Origin of the sequence: Azotobacter chroococcum (assembly GCF_002220155.1) — a bacterium.
GTDB classification, from domain to species: Bacteria; Pseudomonadota; Gammaproteobacteria; order Pseudomonadales; family Pseudomonadaceae; genus Azotobacter; species Azotobacter chroococcum.
Genome location: NZ_CP011835.1, coordinates 2,830,600 through 2,855,910, shown reverse-complemented (window position 1 = coordinate 2,855,910; position 25,311 = coordinate 2,830,600). Strand labels below are relative to the sequence as shown.

Below are 25,311 nucleotides of genomic sequence, written 5' to 3'. Positions count from 1 at the left end.
AGCAGGGCATGACGCTCTGCATCACAGTGAAGCCTGGAGGCGATTGAAAAAATCGATCCTAGGCCGGCGTCGGATTCCGCGTCCATACCCGCCGCAGTCGTTGTTGCGGACTTCTGATGCAGGTCAGCAACGAGTATTTTTTTCTGCAGCAGGGCCTTCCAAGCGCCTCGGTTTGGCGTAGTCTGGAGGCGTCGCATTAGTACTACGCGGCACCATTGCTGATCGGTTGAATAAGGAATGGCGTATGCAACTCCAGGTTCACAGCGATAACCATATCGAAGGCAGTGCCCGCCTGGCCGGCTGGGTCCGTGCAACTGTCGCCAGCAAATTCGAGCGTTACGACGAGGAATTGACCCGCGTGGTCATCCACCTGAACGACGAGAACGGCAACAAGGCCGGGGCCAATGACAAGCGCTGCCAGATCGAGGCACGTGCCAAGGGGCGCCAGCCGCTGTCGGTGACCCACAAGGCCGAGTCCCTGGAATTCGCCCTGGACGGCGCGATGGAAAAGCTCGGCCATGCCCTGGCCCACCGGCTCGGCAAGCAGCGCAACAAGCGCATCACCGGCGGTGCTGAAGTCGCCGGCAGCGTGGCCAGTCGTGACCGCTTGCTGGAGGAGGACTTCCTCGCCGAGGAGCAGCTGCGCATCGCCTGAGTCCGCAGCAGAATAAACCGCCGGCAGGCTGGGCCTGCCGGCGGTTTTTTATTGGCTGGTTTCCAGACTTCCGCGCCCGATCACTCCCACGCTCCTGCGTGGGCAGCGGAGTAGGTGACGCTCTGCGTCACGGTGCCGCTTGGGAGCGATCAAAACCCCGCGCGTGATCAGAAGGCCCGCAATCGCGCATCATGGATGCAGACGGATCAAGGAGGTTTTCATGCGCATTGCTTCATTCGTGGTGCGGCTTGCCGCTCTGTCGCTGGGATTGCTGTTCGCCGCCGCTGCCGGGGCCGACGAGGAGGCGCGGTTGGTGGAGTCGATCAACGTCTACCGGGCGCAGGTGCAGAGCTGTGCCGGTCAGGCGTCCGGGGAACTTCCGCCGCTGGCGGAGGATTCGCGGCTGCTCCTGCCGGCCGGGGTCGTCGGGGATTTGCGCGAGGCCCTGAGCCTCGCGGCCTACCCGCTGGTCAACGCACAGTCGATCAGCCTGTCCGGGCCGCGCGACGCGCAGGCTGCCATGAAGACGTTGCAACAGAGCTACTGCCAGGTATTGCTGGACCCGCAGTTCGTCGATATCGGCATCAGCCGCGCGGAGCGCGACTGGCGCATCGTGCTGGCGCGGCCGCTCCTGGCCGGGCGCATGGGCGACTGGCAGGCGGAAGGACAGAAGCTGCTCGAGCAGATCAACGCCGCCCGCGCGCAGGCGCGCCAGTGCGGCGGCCAGCAGTTCGCCGCGGCAGAGCCGCTGGCCTGGAGCGCCGTGCTGGGAGCGGCGGCCGAAACCCACAGCCGGGCCATGGCCAACGGCAACTTCTTCGATCACAAGGACCGCGACGGCCGCACCCCGAGCGACCGGGCGGAACTGGCCGGCTACGCCGGCGGGCTGGTCGGCGAGAACATCGCCGCCGCGCAGGACAGCGCCAGCAAGGTGGTCGACGGCTGGCTGGCCAGCCCCGGTCACTGCGCCAACCTGATGAACCCGCAGTTCCGCGAGCTGGGCGCGGCCTACGCGGCCGATCCGAAGAGCGATGCGGGGATCTACTGGACGGCGCTGTTCGGGGCGCCCTGAGTGCTCGGCGGGCAGGCAATGGTGCAGCGTCGCCCGGTGTGACTATTCTGAATGGCGGGCATAGGCCCCATCTTTTCACTCGGCTCGGGAGAACTCACGATGAGCAGCTTCGAGATTGAGAGCTGGTGCAAGACCAAACCCACCGAAAAATCGGTTCCCATGGGGCTGATCCATTTCTACATCGGCGGCAACGACCGCGTGCATCTGGAACGGGCCGAGGAGCGCCTGCAGAACACTGGCGAAGCCGAGACACTGGTCGATGTCGACCTGGGTACCCTGGAACTGGTCACCCCGCCCGAATGCGGGCCACTGTCCGATTGCCACTTGCGGGTCTACCTGAGGGAGGATGACCGGCGCGGGCAGTTCCACCTGGTGGGCCATCGCGCCAGCGACGGCAGCCTGATCTACACCAATGCGATGCTGATCGACGCGCTGATGTAGCGGCCCGCCGCTCATGGGCGTGCGGGCGGAATGATCGAAACGCCATGGGGCATGCGGCGCAGGGGAGATCGGGCTCCGCTGGATATTTTTTATATCTTGAACGATATAGCGCTTTCGCCCATCCTGTCGCCCCACGATGATCCGGTACTGGGGACAGGCATGAGCACGGCAGGGGTAAACCTGGCATTGTTGGCCAGGGTCAATCATTTTCTGGCAGCGAAAGGGGAGCAGCAGATCAAGCGCTGTCAGCCCGACAGCGACAGGTACGGGGAGTTGGGAAGCCTGTACCTGATCGAGATGGCTTCCGGCGAGGTGCTCGATCACCATGTGGATATCGAGGCGTTCGCGAAGAGGATCGGCGTCGCGTAGAAGGCGCGAGCGTTTGGGGGAGCCCCGGCCAGGTGCCGGGGCTTTTCGTTTGTGGATGCGGGAAACGGGGACGGCTGGAAAACCCGCGCAGCGGTTTTCCGGCGGGGATGCCCGGGCTGCTCGCGATACAGGCTGGGCGGGGACGGGGCTCGTCCGGCTGGACAAGCCGGCTTGGTCGCCCTACAAAGGACCGCGTCGCGCAGGGCGGGTCCGCCTGCCGTGGAGTCGCTGCCACCGGCTCGCGAGAGCCGCCGGTCGCCGCGCATTCGTTTTGGTTTTATCGAGATGCAGGTGGATTTGTGAGAAAGAAGAAACCCTTGGACCCCGTTCGCCAGGCACAGAAGAATCGTGCCTATCGGATCGGTTATCTGATTGCCCTGGCCGGCATCGTGTGCGGGTTCGTGTTGCTGGAGCTGAAGTCGGTGTGACGGATTTTGCCGTTGGCGGATCGAACACTCCTCCGTAGGGTGGAAAACCCGCGCAGCGGTTTTCCACCAGGGATGTCCGGGCGACTTGCTGCGCGGTTGTCTGCCGCGGTGTCACTGGGCCACGGCGCCCTGTGCGGCGTACAATCCTGCCCTGTCTCCCCCTCTCCAGCACGGGAAGGGGCATGGCAGCCGGCTCCTGCCATTCAAGCCGGCTGTCGCAGATTGCCGATGCACGCATCTACCGCGAGAGAAATACCCATGCCGACCTACGATTACCGTTGCGAAGCCAACGGTCAGGTGTATGAAGTCCAGCACCCGATGGCCCTGAGCCCGAAAACCTGGGGCGAACTGCGCGCCGCCAGCACGCTGGCGGAAGACCCGTCGATCCCGAACGACGCGCCGGTAACCAAGCTGATGAGCGCAGCCGGCGTGGTCAACAGCCGGGCACTGAAGAACCCGGAACCCCCGGCCTGCGCCCGGGGAAACTGCGCCGGCAACTGCCGCTGAGCTGCTGCCTCGCTCGGTGATCGTTCCCACGCTCCCGCGTGGGAACGCGCATTTCCCCTCAGCTCCAGTCCGCAATCTCCAGCAGCCCCGGCGCTCCCGCATAGTTCCTCGCACTGGAATAGCGCCAGTGTTTCGGCCGTTCCACATAGCCGCGCCGTACCGGGTTGTGGTGGATGTAGTCCAGCTTCTGGCGCATCACCGCCTCGCTGCACACCAGCTCCGCATGGCTGCCCTCCTGCCAGAACTGGAAATCTCGGTCGTGCTTGTGCGTCTTCTTGCCCGCCCGCAGCCGATCCAGCGCTTGCGCTGCGCCGATGCTGTGCAGGTGCTCGACGATCCGGCGGGCGGTGAAGGACTTGAAGCTGGCCACGCAGCGGGGCAGGTCTCCGGCCTGCGCCAGGTAGTGCAGGTGGTTCTCCATCACCGCGTAGCCGTAGAGCCGCAGGCCCTGGTGTTGCTGCTGGTAGCGCCAGCAGGTCAGCAGGATGTCGACCAGGGCGGGGCGGCTGAATAGCGGCAGCCAGTCCACCACCGTGCAGGTGAGAAAGTGCGGAAGGTCCGGTTCGGTAATCACATAGCGGCTGCGGCCCATGGGTGCCTCCTTGTACCCCATGCTTGGACGCCGGAGCGTCCGGGCGGGCGTTCCCACGCGGGAGCGTGGGAACGATCATTCGATCGGTTCACCGTGCAGAAGCCGATCCCCGACTCTCGATCCCCGATGGCTCCCACGCTCCTGCGTGGGAGCCGGGTGGGTAACGCTTTGCGTCATGGGGCGAGGTGGGAGTGATCAAAATGCCTCCCATGCCTGGGTTGGGCTATGATGCGCGCCCCCACGCTCCGCTTGGAACATCAGGCCATCATGTCCGGCAATGCCCTTTATAACGACTTGTCCGGTTATTACGACCTGATGTGCGCCGATATCGACTACCAGGCGCAAAGCCACTGCGTTCACCGGCTGCAGCAACTGTTCGGCAATGGCGGGCGCCGGCATCTCGATCTGGCCTGTGGAACCGGGCCGCATGTCCGCCATTTCATCGATGCCGGCTATTCGGGCAGTGGCCTCGACATCAACCAGCCGATGCTGGACCGCGCCGTCATGCGTTGTCCGGAGGCGCAATTCTCCCGCCAGGATATGTGCGCCTTCAGGGTGGACGAGCCGCAGGACCTGATCACCTGCTTTCTGTATTCCATCCATTACAGCGGCGGAATCGACAGGCTGAAGGCATGCATCGCCAGCGCGCACCGCGCACTGGCCGCCAACGGGCTCTTCTGCTTCAACGCGGTCGACAAGCACCAAATCAACAACGCTTCATTCGTGACGCACACCGCACGGCACGATGACGGCCTGTTCCGCTTCAGTTCCGCTTGGAACTACGCCGGCCAGGGCGAGCGGCAGTCGCTCAAACTGCGTATCGAACGGAGCGTGGCGGGCGAAACCCAGGTGTGGCACGACGAACACCCCATGGTCGCGGTGGGCTTCGATGAGTTGCAGGCGCTTCTGCAACCGTACTTCGAGCTCCATGTGTTCGAGCATGATTACGAAAAGCTCATTCCTTGGAACGGAACCTCGGGGAATGCTCTTTTTGCCTGTGTGAAGCTCTGAGTCGTTCCAGGCCAGGGGGCACTTCTCGCCGTCGCCCGGAGCATCGTCTTGTGTAGGGTGGAAAACTCGCGCAGCGATTTTCCACCACGACCGCGCCGACTCCCGCTTCACTCGCCCCAACTTCCCGCCCGACCATCGCCTCCATCGCCCGCCCAATCCGGCGCATAGATCCCCTCGCGCACCGCACGGTGGAAGCTCGACCACGGCCAGTCCGCCACCCGTGCGACATGCCCGTGTTTCACCGGGTTGTAGTGCAGGTAGTCGAAGTGGCGCTGGTAGTCGAGGTCGTCGCGAATCAGGTGTTCCCAGTAGCGCCGTTGCCAGATGCCGCGTTCGCCACGGGCGGCCTGTGCGACCGTGCGCGTCTCGTCATCCGGCAGGCGTCTGGAGAAGGCGAACTTGATGACCTTCCAGCGCAGGGCGAAGTCGCTGTCGCCCGGCGGTAGCGTCCACATGCAGTGCATGTGTTCCGGCAACACCACCCAGGCATCGATGTGGAAGGGATGACGCGCCTTGGTCGCCCGTATCGTGGCGCGCAGCAGGTCCACCTCCCGCACCAGCAGGTCGTTGCGCCGATCGCGCAGGTTCACCGTGAAAAAGTAGGTTGCCCCCGGCACGCGGGCGCGGCGGTAGTTGGACATGGGCTGCCTCCCTGAGCCTCGTGCCTGCCATGGCCATGCTCGGTGGACAAGCGGAGCGTTGTCCACCTTACGGAACTGATCTTGTGGGCCGCTGCCTGCTTGATTGGTGGACAAGGCTGCGCCGTTGTCCACCCTACGTGGCCGCAACTCCGCGTAGGGTGGAAAACTCGCGAAGCGATTTTCCACCAAGGATGTCCGGGCTACTCGCTGTCGGAACAGGCGAGTCCTGCAGCGGAGCAAGGCCGATAACAATGCTGATCCTGGTGATCGATTGAGCGCTTGGCCCCCGCTGCGCGAACTACAGAATGGCCCGGGCGGCAACGCCCATGGAAGGCCGGATATACGAATGCAACCGCACTGACGACAGGGTTGAAACAGCATTACTCACCACTTGTGGGGAGAGTCCATATAGGAATTGTTAGGCCGCAGTGTGTGGAATTCTTCTGTCTCCCGTGCCATAAGATCCAATCAGCACATCCTCTTCAGCCTCTTCCATCTGATTGTCGAAGAAATTGTAGCGAGTAAAACCAAGCGTCTCTGCTAGTGCAAGTACGGCTTCTTGAGTTTCCTTAGGAAGGTGCTCGGACACTGAGATCACACGCCCCTTCGGCGGTTCGTCTCCACCGAACCAAGTATGACGATCGATCCCCATACTCAGGAGTTTCGATGAGAGATCTTGTTTGTCTGGGAAGTGTTCGTTGATTCCGAAGGTAACGCCGAAGAGAGGATTCTTGTGGTCACGGGTAAGCAGTTCCGTCGAAGCTGCCTTCAGTAGATTCTCAATCCGTTCGATTCGGCCAAGTACCGTTGCGAGCCTTTGCTCATCTCGTGACACCGAAACAGCTTCGTTTGTCTTCTGGTTGATGTAGGTGGAATAGTAGAGGTCTTCTTGCAGCTCAGGGCGGAACCTTGTTTGAAGCAAGAACAGTGCGCCCAAGAACAGCGGCACGTTAACTATCGAAGCCCAAGTGAGCGCAGCTGACTCGATGCTCGACGGCGGGAATTTCGTCGCTGCCAGCAAGAAGCAGCTATCAATTGCAAGCAAGCCTACGAGCCACGCGGCTAGAAGCTGCATTGGCTTTGTTATCGCTGCGGGTTGAATCTTCGTATCGGACATGGCAGTACGGGGGCGGCCTAACGTTGGAATTCAGCGGGCGGCAAAAGCGCAGCTTTTGACGGTCCGCTGGAATGACGTGCTAGCGCTTTATGCCTACACGCCATAGAGTTGGTGCGGAGAGGGGGAATCGAACCCCCTACGTTCTCTCTTGGCAAGTGGCACAAATTCATGAACGTTAATCTCTCATTTGGGTTGGAATTTTCTCTCGCCAGAGACTCCGCAGGAACGCAATTCCGCACCAAACACATGCCATTACCGAAGTAAAGAAAGCGATTGAGTTTTTCATAAACACCTCCGGAGCGATTGCAATAAAGCCAAAGATAGAAGCGAAGACTTCCAACCCAAGCGAGACTGCGACGTTCACTTCAATGTGTACCTGTACCTCCAAGCTTGTTGTGTCGGCACTGACTCGATCAGTGCTAACGCTTGAATTAAGTCGAGCCGCGAAGGGGTCGACTTAATTCAAGCGTTAGGCTTCGTGCTGACTTATTTTGGAAATACCCAAGGGGCAAGGGAAAAGCCACGCTCCCGCAAAATGCTACGAGCTGCATTTATGGCTGATTCAAGGCTCATCGCATCAGCAAACTGGTGCTTTACCAACTCATCAATAGTTAAAACAGGCTTATCTGAACCATCAAATATGCGAAAGCGGACGCGGTGGCCATAATCCCAAGGCTCTGCGACGCAACGTAGTGGGGTGAACGCCAAGGTAATAATCTGCGCAGCGCTTTCTGCGGTGAAGTTTCTTGACATCAAAGAACCTCCAATAGCCTAACTACTATTCGACATCAGATGGTGTGAGCAAACACACCATCTGGTGCATAACATTCCCTCGCCGATCCCGGCGAACCCCTTGTAGGCTGCGGCCTTCAGCATGAAGCCGGTGCCTTTCAGGGCGTTATGCACCATGGGCGGCAAGCCAAAGCTCGTTAGCCCTACTTCAATCCCAGGCCAGCGCACCACCCGTCTGGTACTCGGTGACGCGAGTCTCGAAGAAATTCTTCTCCTTCTTCAGATCCATGATCTCGCTCATCCACGGGAAGGGGTTGTTGGTGCCCGGGTACTGTTCCGGCAGGCCGAGCTGGCTCAGGCGGCGGTTGGCGATGAACTTGAGGTAGTCCTCCATCATCGCGGCGTTCATGCCGAGCACGCCGCGGGGCATGGTGTCGCGGGCGTATTCGATTTCCAGCTGGGTGCCCTGGAGGATCATCTGGGTCGCTTCGTCCTTCATGTCGGCGTCCCACAGGTGCGGGTTCTCGATCTTGATCTGGTTGATCATGTCGATGCCGAAGTTCAGGTGCATGGACTCGTCGCGCAGGATGTACTGGAACTGCTCGGCGGTGCCGGTCATCTTGTTGCGGCGGCCCATGGAGAGGATCTGGGTGAAGCCGCAGTAGAAGAAGATGCCTTCCAGCACGCAGTAGTAGGCGATCAGGTTACGCAGCAGCTGGCGGTCGGTTTCCGGGGTGCCGGTGTCGAAGGTCGGGTCGGAGATCGAGCGGGTGTACTTGAGGCCCCAGGAGGCCTTTTTCGCGACGCTCGGGATCTCGTGGTACATGTTGAAGATCTCGCCCTCGTCCATGCCCAGCGACTCGATGCAGTACTGGTAGGCGTGGGTGTGGATCGCTTCCTCGAAGGCCTGGCGCAGGATGTACTGGCGGCACTCGGGGTTGGTGATCAGGCGGTATACGGCCAGCGCCAGGTTGTTGGCGACCAGCGAGTCGGCGGTGGAGAAGAAGCCGAGGTTGCGCATGACGATGCGCCGCTCGTCCTCGGTCAGGCCGTCCTGGCTCTTCCACAGGGCGATGTCGGCGTTCATGTTGACTTCCTGCGGCATCCAGTGGTTGGCGCAGCCGTCGAGGTATTTCTGCCAGGCCCAGTCGTACTTGAAGGGGACGAGCTGGTTGAGGTCGGCGCGGCAGTTGATCATGCGCTTCTCGTCGACGCGCACGCGGGCGGCGGCGCCTTCGAGGTCTTCGAGGCCTTCGCGGATGTCCAGTTCGTTGAGCGCGGCCTTGGCGCGGGCCACCGCGTCGGAGTCGTCGGCGGTGACGGCGCGGGCCTCGTGGGCGGCGGCGTCGCCGACGCTGTCCAGACGCTCCAGGCTCATGGCGGCGGCCTGCGGTTGCGCGGCGGCGGCAGTGGGCTTGGCGGCGGCACCTTCTTCGGGTTGATCGAATTCGTCCCAGCTGAGCATGGCGGGTTCTCCTGATCGGGGGACCGGCTCATGGCCGGTCGGGATGTTTGGGGCTTTTGGGTGGTGCACGCAAAAGCGCGAATCTTTGATTGGGCGTCAAACCGCAGGTCACGCCGAGCGGGACCTTGGTGGATGCAGAAAGCGGCATCCACCCTACGAATTGCTGTGCCCCGGCGCGCAGATAGGCAGCTCGGGGCGAGCGGTTTCCAGAGCGAGGCAGCGCGAGGCGCGCGGCGGTTCGGAGCCCCTGAGCGTACTGAAGTACGTGATGGGGGCCGGACCGCCGCGCAACGACGCGGGGTCCGCTCTGGGGACCGCGGATTAGCCACTCACTGACAAGCTTCGCAGTCGGGGTTGTCGATACTGCACGCCTGCGGCACCGGCGCCGGCTTGGGTTCGGCGGCGGACAGGCTCTCGTCGATCACCGAGGACACGGCGTTGAGCTTGCCGGTGGTGATGGTCGATTTCTCGGCGCTGGTGGCGGCCAGGGCGCGGAGGTAGTAGGTGGTCTTCAGGCCGCGGAACCAGGCCATGCGATAGGTCACGTCGAGCTTCTTGCCCGAGGCGCCGGCGATGTACAGGTTCAGCGACTGCGACTGGTCGATCCACTTCTGGCGGCGGCTGGCGGCCTCGACGATCCACTTGGTCTCCACCTCGAAGGCACTGGCGTAGAGGTCCTTGAGGTCCTGCGGGATGCGCTCGATCTGCTGCACCGAACCGTCGTAGTACTTGAGGTCGTTGACCATCACCCCGTCCCACAGGTCGCGCGCCTTGAGGTCGTGGACCAGGTAGGGGTTGATCACGGTGAACTCGCCGGAGAGGTTCGACTTCACGTAGAGGTTCTGGTAGGTCGGCTCGATCGACTGCGACACGCCGACGATGTTGGAGATGGTCGCGGTCGGCGCGATGGCCATGATGTTGGAGTTGCGCATGCCCTTCTTCACGCGCTCGCGCAGCGGCGCCCAGTCCAGGGTGCTGGAGCGGTCCACCTCGATGTACTTCTGGCCGCGCTGTTCGGCGAGGATGTCCAGCGAGTCCAGCGGCAGGATGCCCTGGGACCACAGCGAGCCGTCGAAGGTGGAGTAGGCGCCGCGCTCCTCGGCCAGGTCGCAGGAGGCCTGGATGGCGTAGTAGCTGATGGCTTCCATCGACTGGTCGGCGAAGGCGATGGCCGCCTCCGAGCCGTAGGGGAGGTGCTGCAGGTACAGCGCATCCTGGAAACCCATGATGCCGAGGCCGACCGGGCGGTGCTTGAAGTTGGCGTTCTGCGCCTGCGGCACCGAGTAGTAGTTGATGTCGATGACGTTGTCGAGCATGCGCACGGCGGTCTTCACGGTGCGCGCGAGCTTGGCGCTGTCCAGCTTGCCGTCATTGATGTGGTTGACCAGGTTGATCGAGCCCAGATTGCAGACGGCGATCTCGTCCTTGTTGGTGTTGAGGGTGATCTCGGTGCACAGGTTGGAGCTGTGCACGACACCGACGTGCTGCTGCGGGCTGCGCAGGTTGCACGGGTCCTTGAAGGTCAGCCAGGGGTGGCCGGTCTCGAACAGCATGGAGAGCATCTTGCGCCACAGGTCCTTGGCGGCGATGGTCTTGAACAGCTTGAGCTTGCCGTACTGGGTCAGCGCCTCGTAGTACTCGTAGCGTTCCTCGAAGGCCTTGCCGGTCAGGTCGTGCAGGTCCGGCACGTCGGACGGGGAGAACAGGGTCCACTGGCCGTCCTCGAACACCCGCTTCATGAACAGGTCGGGAATCCAGTTGGCGGTGTTCATGTCGTGGGTGCGGCGGCGGTCGTCACCGGTGTTCTTGCGCAGTTCGAGGAACTCCTCGATGTCCAGGTGCCAGGTCTCCAGGTAGGAGCAGACCGCGCCCTTGCGTTTCCCCCCTTGATTGACCGCTACGGCCGTGTCGTTGACCACCTTGAGGAAGGGCACGACGCCCTGGCTCTTGCCGTTGGTGCCCTTGATGTAGGAGCCGAGCGCGCGCACCGGGGTCCAGTCGTTGCCCAGGCCGCCGGCGAATTTGGACAGCATGGCGTTGTCGTGGATGGCGCTGTAGATGCCGGAGAGGTCGTCCGGCACGGTGGTCAGGTAGCAGGAGGACAGCTGCGGGCGCAGGGTGCCGGCGTTGAACAGGGTCGGCGTGGAGGCCATGTAGTCGAAGGACGACAGCAGGTTGTAGAACTCGATGGCGCGTTCTTCCTTCTGCGGCTCCTCGATGGCCAGGCCCATGGCGACGCGCATGAAGAACACCTGCGGCAGCTCGAAGCGGATGCCGCCCTTGTGCAGGAAATAGCGGTCGTAGAGGGTCTGCAGGCCGAGGTAGGTGAACTGCTGGTCGCGCTCGTGATCGATCGCGGCGCCCAGTCGGGCCAGGTCGTAGCCCTGCAGTTTCGGGTCGAGCAGTTCGAACTCGATGCCTTTCTCGACGTACACCGCCAGGGCCCTGGCGTAGAGGTCGGCCATCTCGTGGTGGGTGGCGGACTCGGCGACGCCGAGGAAGCCCAGGGCTTCGGCGCGCAGGGTGTCCATCAACAGGCGCGCGGTGACGTAGGAGTAGTTCGGCTCGCGCTCGACCAGGGTCCGCGCGGTCATCACCAGGGCGGTGTTGACGTCCTTCTCGGCCACGCCGTCGTAGAGGTTCTTCAGGGTTTCCTTCTGGATCAGCCCGCCATCGACCTCGGCCAGGTCCTCGCAGGCCTCGCCGATGATGGTATCCAGGCGGCCCATGTCCAGCGGGACGAGGACGCCGTCGGCGCGGGCGACGCGGATGCTCGGGTGCGGCTGGGCGACTTCCTGGACGGCGGCGGCGCGCTTGCGCTCCTGGGTGCGGGCTTCGCGGTAGATCACGTAGTCGCGGGCGACCTTGTGCTCGCCGGCGCGCATCAGCGCCAGTTCCACCTGATCCTGGATCTCCTCGATGTGGATGGTGCCGCCGGAGGGCATGCGCCGCTTGAAGGTGGTGCTGACCTGCTCGGTCAGGCGGGCGACGGTTTCATGGATGCGCGACGAGGCGGCGGCGGTGCCGCCTTCCACTGCGAGGAACGCCTTGGTGATGGCCACGGTGATCTTGTCGTCGGTGTAGGCAACGACGGTGCCGTTGCGCTTGATCACCCGCAGCTGGCCGGGCGCGGTGGTGGCCAAGTCCGGGGTCGACTCGGCGGTCCGCGGTGCGCCGGGCGACTGGGTCTCGCGAGTGGCGTCGGTATGCATGAAGATCTCCATTGTGAGAGGTGTCTGCTCGGACGCCAAGGACAGCGATATCTTCGCCGCAGGCCCGCAACGGGGCGGCGGATGGATCGCTGCGGCGGGCGTCCTCCTGGTGTTTCGAATGCAGTGCCGCGACTTGACTCTAGTCCAAAGAGCCGAAACCACAATATCTAGTAGTGGTGTCGCTAGCGGCATGTTCGTCTGGTCGGTGTGATTCCTGCCGCTGAAAACAATTCCAGCCGCATCGGCGGCTGGCTGAGCTTGACTCCGGTGGCATGGGGAAACCGGGTGGAAACGTCTGTCGACTGGAGTTTCCAGAGGTCTTACGAGCGGGCCATTTCCCGCTCCATACCTCTACATATAGATGCGGCGGCGGATGGTAATACAAGATGGTGCGTTTCGGAAGGCAATGCAAGGCTAAGCGATGGGGGTAACCTGTGGATAAAGTGTGGGTCGTTGGTGGGCGACAGGAGGGTATTTCGGTGCAGGCCGCGCCCTGTCTGGCCTGCGCCGCTTGTTGTCCATATGGAGAAAGTCGGCGGCCCGGAGGAGGATTTCCGGCTTGTGAGGAGAAACACAATATCTTGTGTTTTTCAATTTTTCTGTCATGGGCTGGAGGGAGCGGAGCGATGGTCGCCGCGCCCTGGTAGGCGCCAGCTTGCTGGCGATGCTTCGTATGGGCCGGGACTTCAGGCGGGAATGGCGACCAGGGTCAGCAGCCGCTCGCCCTCGCAGACGAACTGGCCTTCGAGCAGGCTGCCGGCCGGCCAGTCCGGGCCGAGGCCTTCGAGCAGGCGCAGGCGGGCCGCTCCGCCGGGGGTCCAGTCGAGCAGTTCGGCATGCTCGAAGTAGAAGCGCTGGCGGACCAGGGGGTAGAGGGCCTTGAACAGGCTTTCCTTGAGGGAGAAGGTCAGGCTGGTCAGCCAGGCCTGCTCCTCGGGCGTGCCGGGCAGGCGGCGCAGCTCGGCGGGGGTGAGGATCTGTTCGGCCAGACGCCCGGCGCGCTCGGCCGGGATCAGCAGTTCGGTGTCCAGCCCCAGGCCGCGCCAGGTGTCCGCCTGCCCGACCAGGGCGGCCGCCCAGCCGTCACCGTGGGTGATCGAGCCGACCACCCCGGCGGGCCACTGCGGCGCGCGGTCCTCGCCGACCACCGGCACGCCGGGGAAGCCGGTCAGCCGCAGCAGGGCCTGGCGTGCGCAGAGGCGTCCGGCCAGGTATTCGGCCTGGCGCTTGGCCACGCCGCGAACCGGCGCGATACCGCAGGCCGCGAAGTCGGTCGCTTGCAGCAGGGCCGGGTCGAAGCGGGCGCTGTTGAGCGTGGCATTGGGCAGCGCCAGGGGCAGCGGCCAGCGCTCGCTCGGCTCGCTCAGGCAGGGGGGCAGGGGGCTGGAGAAGGTCATCGCGGCATTCTGCCGTGGGCGGCCTCGGGCGGATAGGGGGAAGGCGGCGCTTTTCGGGCGCCCACGCGGGAGCGTGGGCGCCATCGTTCTTCCCATGTCATTGGAACACTTGTTTGAGGAAGGCCTGCATGTCGGCCCAGGAGCGCTCGTCGGCTTCCTTCTGGTAGGCGACGTCGAGGCCGTGGCTTGCGTGGGCAGCGGCGTCGGGGTTGGTGAAGCTGTGCCTGGCGCCGGGGTAGCGGTTGAACTGGTAGTCGGCGCCGGCCTGCTCCATCTCGTGCTTGAAGTTGGCGATGTCCTGGTCGCTGACGAAGCTGTCGGCCTCGCCGTGGGCGACCAGCACGCGGGCCTTGACGCTGCCGGGGGTGGCCGGCGTGGTGGTGGCGAGGCTGCCGTGGAAGCTGACCACTCCGGCCAGCGGCACGCCCTGGCGGGCCATGTCCAGCACCACCCGGCCGCCGAAGCAGTAGCCGATCGCGGCGATCTTCCGGCCGTCGGTCTGTGGCTGGGCCTTGAGCAGTTCCAGGCCGGCGAGGAAGCGCCCCTTGGCGTTCTCGGCGTTGGCCGTGGCGGCCTGCATGAAGGACTGGGCGTCGGCGGGGTGGGTGGTGTTCTTGCCCTGGCCGTACATGTCGATGGCCAGGGCGCTGTAGCCGAGGCCGGCGAGGTCGCGGGCGCGGCGCTTGGCGTAGTCGTTCAGCCCCCACCATTCGTGCACGACCATGACGCCGGGGCGCGGGCCTTCGAGGGCGTCGTCGTAGGCGTAATAGCCCACCAGCGGGGTGCCGTCGGCGCTTCGGTAGGTCAGCTCGCGGGTCTGGATCTCCGCCAGACTGGCGGTGCTGAAGGCCAGCAGAAGCAGGCCGGGCAGGTAGTGATGCATGCGAATGTCTCCCTTTCGTTGGTCCTGGCGATGGCTGCTAATCCTAGCTGGCCGCTGGCGGAATCTCGCCTCCTGGCCGGCGGTTATCCGCCCGATCAGGGCTGCGTGGCCGGGTTTTTGTTCTGTAGTTTTTTGATTTAAAAGGAATTTTTTTATTTTGGCGGAATGGCATATGCCTTGCCTTACAGATTGGACAGCCCCGCCTGCGGGGATACAAGAATCTCCCCGGAGGAGGGAGGTACCCAGTCTGGTGGCGTCCGTATCCAGGAAGGAGTTCAGGCGTCGCTTGTGAGGACCTTGCAATGTCCAATCAACAACAACCTTTCTACAAGAGTCTGTACGTTCAGGTGCTGGTGGCCATCGCCGTCGGCATCGCGCTGGGGCATTTCTATCCGGAAACCGGGGAGGCGATGAAGCCGCTGGGTGACGGCTTCGTCAAGCTGATCAAGATGGCCATCGCTCCCATCATCTTCTGCACCGTGGTCAGCGGCATCGCCGGCATGCAGGACATGAAGGCGGTCGGCAAGACCGGCGGCATCGCGCTGCTGTACTTCGAGATCGTTTCCACCGTGGCCCTGGTCATCGGCCTGGTGGTGATCAACATCGTGCAGCCGGGCGTCGGCATGCATGTCGATGTCTCGAGCCTGGACGCCAGCAGCATCGCGGCCTATGCCAAGGCCGGCGGCGAGCAGAGCACCATCGGCTTCCTGCTCAACGTGATCCCCAGCACCGTGGTCGGCGCCTTCGCCAACGGCGACATCCTGCAGGTGCTGTTCTTCTCGGTGATCTTCGCCTTCGCCCTGCAGCGCATGGGCGACTTCGGCCGTCCGGTGCTGGAGTTCATCGATCGCATCGCCCACGTGATGTTCGGCATTATCAACATGATCATGAAGGTCGCGCCCATCGGTGCCTTCGGCGCCATGGCCTTCACCATCGGCAAGTACGGCGTCGGTTCGCTGGTGCAGCTGGGCCAGCTGATGCTGTGCTTCTACATCACCTGCGTGTTCTTCATCCTGGTGGTGCTCGGTGGCATCGCCCGCGCCAACGGCTTCAACATCCTGCGCTTCATCCGCTACATCCGCGAGGAGCTGCTGATCGTGCTCGGCACCTCGTCCTCCGAGTCGGTGCTGCCGCGCATGCTGAAGAAGATGGAGAAGCTCGGCTGCCACAAGTCGGTGGTTGGCCTGGTGATTCCGACCGGCTATTCCTTCAACCTCGACGGCACCTCGATCTACCTGACCATGGCCGCGGTGTTCATCGCCCAGGCCACCGATACGCCGATGGACATGACCCAGCAGCTGACCCTGCTGGCAGTGCTGCTGGTCGCCTCCAAGGGCGCAGCGGGCGTCACCGGCAGCGGCTTCATCGTGCTGGCGGCCACCCTGTCGGCGGTCGGCCATGTGCCGGTGGCCGGTCTGGCACTGATCCTCGGCATCGACCGCTTCATGTCCGAGGCCCGCGCGCTGACCAACCTGATCGGCAACGGCGTGGCCAGCGTGGTGGTGGCCAAGTGGGTCGGCCAGCTGGACAGCGAGCAGATGCAGCGCGAGCTGGCCAGCCAGGGCAAGGAGGCTGCCGTCGAGGCCGCCGCCGAGCCGGTCCTGGTCACTGAAGACGCCGCTCGCCGCTGAACTCCAGCACCGCCCGGCAGCGGCGGCAGAGATACCGGCGACCGCGCAGCACCAGTGAATGGCGCTGCGCGGTGAAGGGAAACTCGCCGTCCGGGCACTGGCAGCGGTACAGGTAGTGGGTCGCCCGGCGGCGCTGCACGGCATAGTCGTGGCAGCGCTTGGCCGGCAGGCCGTAGACCTCCTGCATGATCCGCTGCCACTCCTCCCCATGGGGCCTGATCCCCATTCCGAACAGCTGAAAGGCCACCAGGTGCGCCACTTCGTGGGCCACCGTCTGGCGCAGGAAGTCCTCGCGGTTCTCCTCGTACAGCCGGGCATTGAAGCGCAGCAGGTTTTCCCGCGGATAGGCCACGCCCGCCTTCTGGCCGCGCAGCTGCAGGCTGACCTGCGGGCGCGCGAGGCGGCGTTCGAAGAAGACCTCGGCCTGGCAGAAGCAGGCGTCGACACGGGCAAGAATCAATTCGGGCATGGGGCGATACCTCCTGTTCGCGCCATTATGCCGAAAGCCGCACGGCGGTCAGGGCTGTCTCGCGCCTGTCCGTCGGTCCCGTTCCCCGGAACCCTCCCAGCGGACGCTCGCGGCGGGGCGCCTCGGCGCGGCCTTTTCCGGCGCAGAGACACCGAGGCCGCCCCTAGGGGCGGCCTCGCGGTTGCGGATGAAGGCGGCTGCGTTCAGCTGGTATAGGTCGGCCCCATGCCGAAGCCCCAGAGGATCACCGAGATGCCGATCATCGCCACCAGCACCACCAGGCCGACGGCGAGCACCGAGCTGGAGAACAGGAAGCCTTCCTCGCGGGGGATGTTCATGAAGGTCGGCAGGCCGACGTAGAGCAGGTAGGTCGTGTAGCAGACCGCCACAGTGCCGACGACCATGGCCAGCCAGAGGTTGGGGTAGAGCGCCGCGAGCCCGCCGACGAACATCGGCGTCGCGTTGTAGGCGGCGAACACGATGCATTGCGTCAGGCTCGGATTGGCATCGTAGGTGCGCGCCATCCAGTGGATGAAACCGCCCATCACCGCCACCCCGGCGAGCATCGCCAGGTAGGTCATGACGCTCATCTGCAGAGCGCTCGCTACCGTCAGTCTGACCGGCTCGCCGCCGGCCACGCTCCAGCCGACCTCGGTCGTGCCGATGAAGGCCGAGACGGCGGGAATCGCCGCCAGGAACAGGACATGGGTGAGATACATGTGCCTGATGCTTTCCTCTTCGCCACGGATTTCCTGCCACTCCTGATCGGGGTGGGTGAACAGCCCCCAGACATGGTTGATCATGCCAGTTCTCCTCTTTATTTTTAACGGCCGCTCCAGAGTGCCCCCGCGTCTGCGACAGGCTCCGATGCGGCCTCGCGACCTTGCAACCGGAGTATAGAAGCCGTCTGGAAACCGCGCAGATCGTGGCTTTAGAGTGATTTGCTCTCTTTGGGGAAAGGGTGATAACGCTACATTATTACAGCCCGGCGACGGCAGCTCGCGCCAAGTCGGGGGCTGGCAGCCCGTTGTGCATCATTTGCGCGTAAAATGCCCGGCCTTTCGTACCTTCCGGATTCACAGCACCATGGGCACCCTTTCGGTCAATCAGAACAAGCTGCAGAAGCGCCTGCGCCGCCTGGCCGGCGAGGCGGTCACCGACTTCAACATGATCGAGGAGGGCGACAAGGTGATGGTCTGCCTGTCCGGCGGCAAGGACAGCTACACCATGCTCGACGTGCTGCTCTACCTGCAGAAGGTGGCGCCGATCAGGTTCGAGATCGTCGCGGTGAACATGGACCAGAAGCAGCCGGGCTTTCCCGAGGACGTGCTGCCGGCCTACCTGAAGTCCATCGGCGTCGAGTACCACATCATCGAGAAGGACACCTACTCGGTGGTCAAGGAGAAGATCCCCGAGGGCAAGACCACCTGCTCGCTGTGCTCGCGCCTGCGCCGCGGCACCCTCTACACCTTCGCCGACCAGATCGGTGCGACCAAAATGGCGCTCGGCCATCATCGCGACGACATCGTCGAGACCTTCTTCCTCAACCTGTTCTACGGCGGCACCCTGAAGGCCATGCCGCCCAAGCTGCTCTCCGACGACGGCCGCAACGTGGTGATCCGCCCGCTGGCCTACTGCAGCGAGACGGACATCGAGGCCTACGCCAGGCTGAAGGAATTCCCGATCATCCCCTGCAACCTCTGCGGCTCCCAGGAGAACCTGCAGCGCCAGGTGGTCAAGGAGATGCTGCGCGACTGGGAGCGCCAGTCGCCGGGGCGCACCGAGATCATGTTCCGTGCCCTGCAGAACGTGCACCCCTCGCAGCTGGCCGACCGCAAGCTGTTCGACTTCGCCGGCCTGCGCATCGACGACGAGGCCACGCCGCGCTTCGTCGACGTGATGAGTCTATGAGCCTCATCCGGACGGCCCGGTTGAAAACCACCGGGCCGCTGGAGTAAGGTTCGGACATCTCTTGGAGAACAGCATGCCGCTCAGCCTCGATCTTCCGTCCCTCGTCCACGCCGGTGCCGCGCGCACTGCGCCGGGTCGTGCGCGGCAAGTCGCGGCTGCCGGTTATTACTTCGGGTATTGGTTTAGCCACAGGCGCGCCTGATACCCCGCAGGCGCCCCGGCAAGCAGGGTCGCCACCAGAAGTTTTCGCAAACCCCCGGTCGGCAACCCGACCGGGGGTTTTGTTTTTCCGGCCGCCAAAGGCCCGCACAACGAGGAATCGCCGATGACCAGCTATCGCAGCACTTGCCGTCATTACCGCCATGACTGGCGATTTAGCCGCTTCGCCGCCGTCCCGACCGCTCTCGAACGAACGACCGAACGAACAATCGACTAGTGCCGCCGCGGGATCGCCCGCGCCGGCCAAGGACCGCCAGATCATGAATGCATCCGTTTCCGCCCAGCTCGCCACCAGCCCCCTCGCCACCGCCGAGTCCGTTCCCGCCCGCCGCAGCGCCCAGCCGTTGCCCAGTCCCGCCGTGCTGCGCCAGCGCCTGCCGCTGAGTCCTGCGCTCGCCGCACGCGTCCAGGCCGACCGCGCCGCCATCCGCGCCGTGCTCGACGGTCACGACCCGCGCCTTTTGGTGGTGGTAGGCCCCTGTTCGCTGCATGACCCCGAATCCGCACGGGACTACGCCGCGCGCCTGGCCGAGCTGGCGCCGCAGGTCGGCGACCAGTTGCTGCTGGTGATGCGCGCCTACGTCGAGAAGCCGCGCACCACCGTCGGCTGGAAAGGCCTGGTCTACGATCCGCACCTGGACGGCAGCGGCGACATGGCCGAAGGCCTGCGCCTGTCGCGCCGGCTGATGCTGGACATTCTCGAGCTGGGTCTGCCGCTGGCCAACGAGCTGCTGCAGCCGCTGGCGGCCAGCTACTTCGACGACCTGCTCGGCTGGGCGGCCATCGGCGCGCGCACCAGCGAGTCGCAGATCCACCGCGAAATGGTCAGCGGCCTGGACCTGCCGGTGGGCTTCAAGAACGGCACCGACGGCAGCCTGGGCATTGCCTGCGACGCCATGCGCTCGGCCGCCCATGCCCACCGGCATTTCGGCATCGACGAGCTGGGCCATCCGGCCCTGCTGCAGACCCGCGGCAACCCGGACACCCATCTGGTGCTGCGCGGCGGCCATAACGGGCCGAACCACGATGCGGCCAGCGTCGCCGGCGCCCGCCAGGCGCTGGAGCGCCAGGGCATCACGGCGCGGATCATGGTCGACTGCAGCCACGCCAACAGCGGCAAGGACCCGCTGCGCCAGCCAGCCGTGCTGGACAGCGTGCTCGAGCAACGCCTGGCCGGCGATGCGAGCCTGCGCGGGGTGATGCTGGAGAGCCATCTGTTCGACGGCTGCCAGCCGTTGTCCGGCGCGCTGCGCTACGGCGTCTCGATCACCGACGGCTGCCTCGGCTGGAGCGCCACCGAACGGCTGCTGCTGGACGCCGCCCGGCGCCTGCGCGGCTGAACCGCCGCCGCTCCGCGTCACTGCGCACTTGCGGAGCGGCACCGCCTGCGGGCAACCTGTGTGGCCGCTTTTCACGGACCGGACCCACAGGATGCGCGACTACCAATGGCTGCACGGATACTGTCTCAACCGCTTCGGCTCGCCGGCGGCGCTGGAGGCGCAGTTGCCGCAACCGAAGAGCGCCGACGAGCTGCGCGCGCTGCCCGATGATCGCTACCTGTCGCTGATCGCCCTGCGGGTGTTTCGCGCCGGCCTCAAGCACAGCCTGGTGGACGCCAAGTGGCCGGCCTTCGAGGCGGCCTTCTTCGGCTTCGATCCGCACAAGGTAGTGCTGATGGGCGCCGAGCATCTGGAGCGGCTGATGCACGACGAGCGGCTGATCCGCCACCTGGCCAAGCTCAGGAGCGTGCCGCTCAATGCCCGCTTCGTGCTGGAGGTGGCGCAGGAGCGGGGCAGCTTCGGTGCGCTGATCGCCGACTGGCCGGTCGCCGATATCGTCGGCCTGTGGAAGTACCTGGCCAGGCACGGCAACCAGCTCGGCGGGCTGTCGGCGCCGCGCCTGCTGCGCATGGCCGGCAAGGACACCTTCATCCCCACCGAGGACGTGGTCGCCGCGCTCAAGGCCCAGGGCATCGTCGACAAGGCGCCGACCAGCCAGAAGGACCTGGCTGCGGTACAGGCCGCCTTCAACCGCTGGCAGGCGGAAAGCGGCCGGCCGCTGTGCCAGCTGTCGGTGATGCTCGCCCACACCGTGAACCACTGAGGGGGGCGGTCGCCAGGGAAGGCGACCGAAGGTCTTTTCCCTCCGGCGCTTCCTGGGCTTCACTGAGCCGGGCATCGATTGGTTGGCGAGGGCGGTCAGGGAATGCTTCCGTCCGAAGGAGACTGAATGGAAGACGGTATCGAACGGATCGCTGGCGCGCTGCGGCGCGCCGAGCGCATCCTGGTCATCAGCGGGGCCGGGCTTTCCGCCGACTCCGGCCTGCCCACCTATCGCGGCCTCGGCGGCCTCTACAACGGCTGCACGCCGGAAGGCCTGCCGATCGAGGCGGCGCTGTCCGCCGGCATGCTGCGGCGCGACCCGGCGCTGTGCTGGAAGTACCTCGCCGAGCTGGGCCGCGCCTGCCTGGCGGCCCGCCCCAACGCCGGCCACATGGCCATCGCCGAGCTGCAGCGGCGCAAGCCCGGCTGCTGGGTGCTGACCCAGAACATCGACGGCTACCACCGTGCGGCCGGCTCGCCGCCGGAGCGGCTGATCGAGATCCACGGCGAACTGGCGCCGCTGTACTGCCAGCGCTGCGGCAGGCGCAGCGACGAGTTGCGCGAGCACCTGGAGCGGCCGCTGCCGCCGCGCTGCGCGCAGTGCGGCGGGGTGCTCCGCCCGCCGGTGGTGCTGTTCGAGGAAATGCTCCCCGCGCACGCCTGCCAGACCCTCGCCGAACAGCTCGCCCGCGGCTTCGATGCGGTGCTGGCGGTGGGCACCACGGCGAGCTTTCCCTATATCGTCGAGCCGGTCCTGTGCACCTGGCAGTCCGGTGGCTTCACCGCGGAAATCAACCCGCAGCGCACCGATCTCAGCGACATCGTCGACATCCATCTGCCGGGGCGGGCATCCCAGATCCTGCCGGCCCTGCTGGAGCGTCTTGCCCGCGGCTGAGTACCGCACTCTTATCGCTGCTCCCCTGTGACAGCCAGCCGGAACGAGCGCGAAAGCGCACGCGTGATGGCGAAATGATTTTGCGACGGGTTGTCGCAGGGAAAACACATGCCGGCAGCTCCAGAAATCCCCTCGAGAAGGCCTCTGGTCCAGGCTGGAGCCCGCACAGATCCTGGGCTCGGCTGGTTTTGGCGGGTGCCGCGGAGGTGTGTATGGAATGCGACATTGCCTGTGCGGCAGGCATCCGAAAACGCCTTTTTTGTCACAATCCGCACAGGGAGAATTTGTAAATCGTTCTCGTCACAGGCATAGTCGCCGGCCATTAGACCTTTAGATAAGCGTTTGCCCATGCTGAATCGTCTCGCAACCCTCGTGCCCCTGGCGCTCGCCGTTCTCCTGACCGGCTGCGCGGGGCAGGCTCCGCAGCAGGACTTCTCCGCTCCCAAGCGGGTATCCCTGACCCAGGAGCCCAGCCAAAAGGATCTGGCCGCGCTGAACGACGGCTATCGTCTGCCGGCCCTGGCCGACAGCATTCTGGTACGCGGTTTCGGCCTGCTCGGCACGCCCTACCGCTACGGTGGCAACTCGGAAGACACCGGTTTCGACTGCAGCGGCTTCATCGGCTACCTGTTCCGCGAAGAGGCGGGCATCAAGCTGCCGCGCTCGACCCGCGAGATGATCTCCCTCGACGCGCCCCGCGTGGCCCGCAACGAGCTGGCCCCCGGCGACCTGATCTTCTTCAACAACCGTGGCCGCGGCCAGGTCAGTCACGTCGGCGTCTACATCGGCAATGGCCGTTTCCTGCATTCCGCCAGCCGGCGTGGCGGCGGCGTGCGGGTGGACAGCCTGAGCGACGGCTACTGGAATGCCAGCTACCTGCAGGCCAAGCGGGCCCTGGTGATGGCCTCCAACGACAGGCAGGCGCCGGCCGGTCGCCCCATGGTGCTGGCTGCGCAGCACGACTGAAGCCTCCGCTCTCGACAAGGCCCGATCCCGGCGACGCGATCGGGCCTTTTCATTGGCGTCGGGGAATGGCCATGCGGCGGCTTGCGCGGGCTGCCGCCTGTCGGCAGAGTAGGGCGATTCGACAATCGGACTGTCGCCCATGCCCATTCAGGCCCGCCTTGCCCTGGTCCTTCTCGCCGCGTTGCTCGCGGCCTGCTCCGCCCGCTCTCCCATGCCCCATAAGCTGCCCGACCCCGGTCCCCCCTCGCCGGCGGCGGAGGACGTGCTGGTCCGCGCCCTCGGCCTGGTCGGCACGCCCTATCGCTGGGGCGGCAACACCCCGGATTCCGGTTTCGACTGCAGCGGGCTGATCGGCTATGTCTACCGCGAGGCGGCGGGCCTGCGCCTGCCGCGCTCGACCCGCGAGATGCTCGCCATGCGCGCGCCCGGCGTGCGTCCCGGGGCCCTGCGCAGCGGCGACCTGGTGTTCTTCGCCACCGACGGCAGCGGTCGGGTCAGCCATGCCGGCATCTATGTGGGCGAGGGGCGTTTCGTGCACGCCCCCTCCAGCGGCGGCACGGTGCGCCTGGATCGCCTGGCCGACGGCTACTGGCAGGGGCGCTATCTGGGCGCCCGGCGCGTGCTGCGCGGCATGCCGGTGGCGCGTCAGCCCTGACGGACGGGCCGTCAGGCCAGCCCGGCGAGCCAGTCGCGCAGCACCTGCTGTCCGCGCCGGCGCAGCTCTTCCCCCACGTCCTTCGCCTGCTGGCGGATCGTCACCGGGTCGATCCCGCTGGCGGACAGCTCCGCGGCATGGCCGATCAGCCACTGTTCGATCCGCGCGGGATCGGCTTCGAGGTGGAACTGCAGGCCCAGCACGGCATTGCCGAGCATGAACGCCTGGTTCGGGCAGATCTCGGTGCGGGCGAGGAGGGTGGCGCCCGGCGGCAGCTGGAACATGTCGCCGTGCCAGTGCAGCACGGTGCCGCCGTCGCCCAGTGCGCCGAGACAGCCGGCGGCGCCTTCCGTGGTCAGTTGGAGAGCGCCGAAACCGATTTCCTTGACGCCCATCGGTGCGACCTTCGCCCCCAGGACGCGGGCGATCAGTTGGGCGCCCAGGCAGATGCCGAGCAGCGGCTTGCCGCTGCGCAGCCGCCTGCCGATCAGCTCCAGCTCCGCCAGCAGGAAGGGATAGGTGGCTTCATCGTAGGCGCCGATGGGCGCGCCGAGGACCACCAGAAGGTCGGCCGCCTCCACGTTCAGCGCGGCCAGCTCGTCGGCGTCCAGGATGCCGGGATCGGCATAGCGGATCTGGTAACCCAGTTCTTCCAGCACGGGGGCGAAGACGCCGAGATCCTCGAAGGCGACGTGGCGGATGGCGATGGCGGTTTTCATGCCTGTACCGGCTCCATGTTGTGGGTGTAAGAAGGCAACCTATGCGAAGGGCTGGCCGGTTGTCGAGATCGGCGGGCCGCCAACGACCATCGAGGAGTTCCAGCATGCACGACGCCCTTCCCGATCTCGCCCGCCGCCTGCGCGATGCTGCCCGCGTGGTGTTCTTCACCGGCGCCGGGGTGTCCGCCGAGAGCGGCATCCCGACCTTCCGCGACGCCCAGACCGGGCTCTGGGCGCGCTATAGCCCGGAAGAGCTGGCCAGCCCCGAGGGCTTTCGCGCCGATCCGCGCACCGTCTGGGAGTGGTACGCCTGGCGCCGCGAGAAGTGCCTGGCCGCTCAGCCGAACCCGGCGCACCTGGCCATCGCCGCGCTGGAGCGGCGGCTGCCCGGGGTCACGCTGATCACCCAGAACGTCGACGGCCTGCACCAGCGCGCCGGCAGCCCGGCGCCGCTGGAGCTGCACGGCAACCTCCACCGGCTGAAGTGCTTTCGCTGCGAGGCCGACGGCGGTGACTGGCCGGCGACGCTCGACAGCCTGCCGCACTGCGCCTGCGGCGGCCTGCTGCGCCCGGCGGTGGTCTGGTTCGGCGAGAACCTGCCGTCCGATGTGCTGGCCCGGGCCAGCGAAGCCGGCCTGCAGGCCGGGCTGTTCTTCAGCGTCGGCACTTCCAGCCTGGTCTATCCGGCCGCCGAGCTGCCGTTTTCGGCCAAGCGCCGTGGCGCCTTCGTGGTCGAGATCAATCCGCAGCCGACCCCGCTCAGCCGGCATGCCGACCTCTGCCTGCACGGCCCGGCCGGCAGCGTCCTGCCAGAGCTGCTGGCCGCACTGGAGGGCTGAGCGCCGGCTGTCGCAACATGAGCGGATCTCATGATATCGGGCGATCCGTCTCATTGTGCCCGGCCGGCGTTTCCACTACCCTGCGCGCCTCGCTTCAGGTGCCTTTCTCACGAAAGGTGAAACAGGGAAGCCGGTGCGTGCCGCGATGATCCGCGACACAAGGCCGGCGCTGCCCCCGCAACGGTAGACGAGTCGCGAAACCGCCGTAAGGCCACTGTGTCCCGCATGGCACGGGAAGGCGTGGTTTCGGAAGCCGCCGCATGGCGCTTCGCTCGTGAGCCCGGAGACCGGCCTGTCGCGATTTCTGGCGGCGCGGAGAAGGCCGCAGGCAGGTTCTGCCTGAGCGCTTTCCCGCCCGCTTTCGCTGATTTCAGGCCGTGCGG

25 protein-coding genes and 1 riboswitch are annotated in these 25,311 nt (G+C 65.3%); of the genes, 14 read left to right on the top strand and 11 right to left on the bottom strand.

Annotation, left to right across the window (positions count from 1 at the left end; genetic code table 11):
• Positions 1-244 precede the first annotated feature (244 nt).
• From ACG10_RS13100 to ACG10_RS13080, 5 genes are all read left to right on the top strand, one after another.
• On the top strand, positions 245-655 hold the full coding sequence (locus ACG10_RS13100) for an HPF/RaiA family ribosome-associated protein (protein ID WP_089168561.1): 411 nt from the start codon (positions 245-247) through the stop codon (positions 653-655).
• Between the two features lie 220 nt (positions 656-875).
• On the top strand, positions 876-1,727 hold the full coding sequence (locus ACG10_RS13095) for a CAP domain-containing protein (protein ID WP_089168560.1): 852 nt from the start codon (positions 876-878) through the stop codon (positions 1,725-1,727).
• A gap of 99 nt (positions 1,728-1,826) precedes the next feature.
• Positions 1,827-2,168, top strand: coding sequence for a hypothetical protein (locus tag ACG10_RS13090; RefSeq protein WP_039803373.1), 342 nt, complete (start codon positions 1,827-1,829; stop codon positions 2,166-2,168).
• A 30-nt stretch (positions 2,169-2,198) separates the two neighbouring features.
• Complete coding sequence (locus ACG10_RS24455) at positions 2,199-2,537, top strand: hypothetical protein (protein ID WP_232487106.1); 339 nt, start codon at positions 2,199-2,201, stop codon at positions 2,535-2,537.
• 686 nt (positions 2,538-3,223) lie between these two features.
• Entirely contained in the window at positions 3,224-3,472 is a 249-nt protein-coding gene (locus ACG10_RS13080) for an FmdB family zinc ribbon protein (RefSeq protein ID WP_089168559.1), read from the top strand.
• A 58-nt stretch (positions 3,473-3,530) separates the two neighbouring features.
• On the opposite strand, the gene ACG10_RS13075 is transcribed toward ACG10_RS13080, so the two are convergent.
• Positions 3,531-4,064 carry an REP-associated tyrosine transposase gene (locus ACG10_RS13075; RefSeq protein ID WP_089168558.1) on the bottom strand — a complete coding sequence of 178 codons (534 nt, stop codon included), beginning with the start codon at positions 4,062-4,064 and terminating at the stop codon, positions 3,531-3,533.
• 267 nt (positions 4,065-4,331) lie between these two features.
• On the opposite strand from ACG10_RS13075, the gene ACG10_RS13070 reads away from it, so the two are divergent.
• Positions 4,332-5,075 (top strand): class I SAM-dependent DNA methyltransferase, encoded by a 744-nt coding sequence (locus ACG10_RS13070; protein WP_198318943.1) that lies wholly within the window; start codon positions 4,332-4,334, stop codon positions 5,073-5,075.
• 107 nt (positions 5,076-5,182) lie between these two features.
• On the opposite strand, the gene ACG10_RS13065 is transcribed toward ACG10_RS13070, so the two are convergent.
• The 7 genes from ACG10_RS13065 to ACG10_RS13035 all read right to left on the bottom strand — a co-directional run bounded on the left by ACG10_RS13065 (position 5,183) and on the right by ACG10_RS13035 (position 14,522).
• Entirely contained in the window at positions 5,183-5,716 is a 534-nt protein-coding gene (locus ACG10_RS13065) for an REP-associated tyrosine transposase (protein ID WP_089168556.1), read from the bottom strand.
• Positions 5,717-6,134: 418 nt separating this feature from the next.
• Positions 6,135-6,833, bottom strand: a complete 699-nt coding sequence (locus ACG10_RS13060; RefSeq protein WP_157731455.1) for a hypothetical protein — start codon at positions 6,831-6,833, stop codon at positions 6,135-6,137.
• A 486-nt stretch (positions 6,834-7,319) separates the two neighbouring features.
• Entirely contained in the window at positions 7,320-7,586 is a 267-nt protein-coding gene (locus ACG10_RS23765) for a hypothetical protein (protein ID WP_157731454.1), read from the bottom strand.
• 187 nt (positions 7,587-7,773) lie between these two features.
• Positions 7,774-9,030 (bottom strand): ribonucleotide-diphosphate reductase subunit beta, encoded by a 1,257-nt coding sequence (locus ACG10_RS13055; RefSeq protein ID WP_089168554.1) that lies wholly within the window; start codon positions 9,028-9,030, stop codon positions 7,774-7,776.
• A gap of 329 nt (positions 9,031-9,359) precedes the next feature.
• Positions 9,360-12,242: a ribonucleoside-diphosphate reductase subunit alpha gene (locus ACG10_RS13050; protein WP_089168553.1), complete on the bottom strand. Its 2,883-nt coding sequence runs from the start codon at positions 12,240-12,242 to the stop codon at positions 9,360-9,362.
• Positions 12,243-12,928: 686 nt separating this feature from the next.
• Positions 12,929-13,639 carry a 4'-phosphopantetheinyl transferase family protein gene (locus ACG10_RS13040; RefSeq protein ID WP_089168551.1) on the bottom strand — a complete coding sequence of 237 codons (711 nt, stop codon included), beginning with the start codon at positions 13,637-13,639 and terminating at the stop codon, positions 12,929-12,931.
• Between the two features lie 97 nt (positions 13,640-13,736).
• Positions 13,737-14,522 carry a dienelactone hydrolase family protein gene (locus tag ACG10_RS13035; protein ID WP_089168550.1) on the bottom strand — a complete coding sequence of 262 codons (786 nt, stop codon included), beginning with the start codon at positions 14,520-14,522 and terminating at the stop codon, positions 13,737-13,739.
• 302 nt (positions 14,523-14,824) lie between these two features.
• Between ACG10_RS13035 and ACG10_RS13030 the strand changes: the two genes are divergently transcribed.
• Positions 14,825-16,153: a dicarboxylate/amino acid:cation symporter gene (locus ACG10_RS13030; RefSeq protein ID WP_089168549.1), complete on the top strand. Its 1,329-nt coding sequence runs from the start codon at positions 14,825-14,827 to the stop codon at positions 16,151-16,153.
• Here ACG10_RS13030 and ACG10_RS13025 read toward each other — a convergent pair.
• Both ACG10_RS13025 and ACG10_RS13020 read right to left on the bottom strand, forming a co-directional pair.
• Positions 16,128-16,622, bottom strand: coding sequence for a SprT family zinc-dependent metalloprotease (locus ACG10_RS13025; RefSeq protein ID WP_039803397.1), 495 nt, complete (start codon positions 16,620-16,622; stop codon positions 16,128-16,130). The genes ACG10_RS13030 and ACG10_RS13025 overlap by 26 nt on opposite strands.
• Positions 16,623-16,825: 203 nt before the next feature.
• Positions 16,826-17,425, bottom strand: coding sequence for a Yip1 family protein (locus ACG10_RS13020; RefSeq protein ID WP_089168548.1), 600 nt, complete (start codon positions 17,423-17,425; stop codon positions 16,826-16,828).
• Between the two features lie 283 nt (positions 17,426-17,708).
• On the opposite strand from ACG10_RS13020, the gene ttcA reads away from it, so the two are divergent.
• From ttcA to ACG10_RS12990, 6 genes are all read left to right on the top strand, one after another.
• Positions 17,709-18,533: a tRNA 2-thiocytidine(32) synthetase TtcA gene (gene ttcA, locus ACG10_RS13015; RefSeq protein ID WP_089168547.1), complete on the top strand. Its 825-nt coding sequence runs from the start codon at positions 17,709-17,711 to the stop codon at positions 18,531-18,533.
• A 479-nt stretch (positions 18,534-19,012) separates the two neighbouring features.
• Entirely contained in the window at positions 19,013-20,092 is a 1,080-nt protein-coding gene (locus ACG10_RS13010; protein WP_089168546.1) for a 3-deoxy-7-phosphoheptulonate synthase, read from the top strand.
• Between the two features lie 91 nt (positions 20,093-20,183).
• Positions 20,184-20,855 (top strand): DNA-3-methyladenine glycosylase I, encoded by a 672-nt coding sequence (locus ACG10_RS13005; RefSeq protein WP_039803406.1) that lies wholly within the window; start codon positions 20,184-20,186, stop codon positions 20,853-20,855.
• 126 nt (positions 20,856-20,981) lie between these two features.
• Positions 20,982-21,749: an NAD-dependent deacylase gene (locus ACG10_RS13000; RefSeq protein ID WP_089168545.1), complete on the top strand. Its 768-nt coding sequence runs from the start codon at positions 20,982-20,984 to the stop codon at positions 21,747-21,749.
• Between the two features lie 348 nt (positions 21,750-22,097).
• On the top strand, positions 22,098-22,715 hold the full coding sequence (locus ACG10_RS12995; RefSeq protein ID WP_089168544.1) for a C40 family peptidase: 618 nt from the start codon (positions 22,098-22,100) through the stop codon (positions 22,713-22,715).
• Positions 22,716-22,854: 139 nt separating this feature from the next.
• Positions 22,855-23,370 carry a C40 family peptidase gene (locus ACG10_RS12990; protein ID WP_089168543.1) on the top strand — a complete coding sequence of 172 codons (516 nt, stop codon included), beginning with the start codon at positions 22,855-22,857 and terminating at the stop codon, positions 23,368-23,370.
• 11 nt (positions 23,371-23,381) lie between these two features.
• Here the strand turns inward: ACG10_RS12990 and ACG10_RS12985 are convergent, their stop codons facing one another.
• Complete coding sequence (locus ACG10_RS12985) at positions 23,382-24,089, bottom strand: glutamine amidotransferase (RefSeq protein WP_089168542.1); 708 nt, start codon at positions 24,087-24,089, stop codon at positions 23,382-23,384.
• 104 nt (positions 24,090-24,193) lie between these two features.
• On the opposite strand from ACG10_RS12985, the gene ACG10_RS12980 reads away from it, so the two are divergent.
• Positions 24,194-24,928, top strand: a complete 735-nt coding sequence (locus ACG10_RS12980; RefSeq protein WP_089168541.1) for an SIR2 family NAD-dependent protein deacylase — start codon at positions 24,194-24,196, stop codon at positions 24,926-24,928.
• A 79-nt stretch (positions 24,929-25,007) separates the two neighbouring features.
• Positions 25,008-25,238: riboswitch (cobalamin riboswitch) on the top strand.
• Positions 25,239-25,311: the final 73 nt, after the last annotated feature.